Source organism: Vibrio sp. 1180_3, from assembly GCF_029478545.1.
Taxonomy (GTDB): domain Bacteria; phylum Pseudomonadota; class Gammaproteobacteria; order Enterobacterales; family Vibrionaceae; genus Vibrio; species Vibrio aestuarianus.
Genome location: NZ_SJFM01000193.1, coordinates 1 through 397, shown reverse-complemented (window position 1 = coordinate 397; position 397 = coordinate 1). Strand labels below are relative to the sequence as shown.

General features: G+C 42.1%; 1 protein-coding gene. It reads right to left on the bottom strand.

Going from position 1 to position 397, the window contains the following annotated elements:
• Positions 1-210 precede the first annotated feature (210 nt).
• A complete protein-coding gene (locus EYW48_RS21545) occupies positions 211-345 on the bottom strand; it encodes a hypothetical protein (RefSeq protein WP_255091741.1) in 135 nt (44 codons plus the stop codon).
• Positions 346-397: the final 52 nt, after the last annotated feature.

Sequence of the window (397 nt, the reverse complement as noted above, 5' to 3'; positions counted from 1 at the left end):
GGCGTTAGCTGGGGTTAAGAAAAGCTGTGAATTTAGGGTGGAAAGGCTTTCGGTTTTCTAGCTACACACCGGACAAATCTCAGCTTCTCAACTATCTCGCCAGTGGCACTTTTCGGGAAGTGTTTGAACTTAACGAAGTCTGCTTACGGGAAATGTTGTGTTTGTTAAGTTCATTGGCGCGGCTTCTTTGTTGTTGAAATTCATGAATGCTTAAATTCGTTTCGTGTGCTCTGTCGTTGGCTTTTTCGATGGAATTCTTTGCAAATTACCGAGTTCAGGAATGGTGATTTCCTCGGTCATTTCTTCTTTGCCAAGCGCATTTCGTGGATTGGGTTTTAATTTCACAGCTGTCCGTTTTACTTTGCCGTTTGAAAGCAATAATGTGTTTCAAATTAGG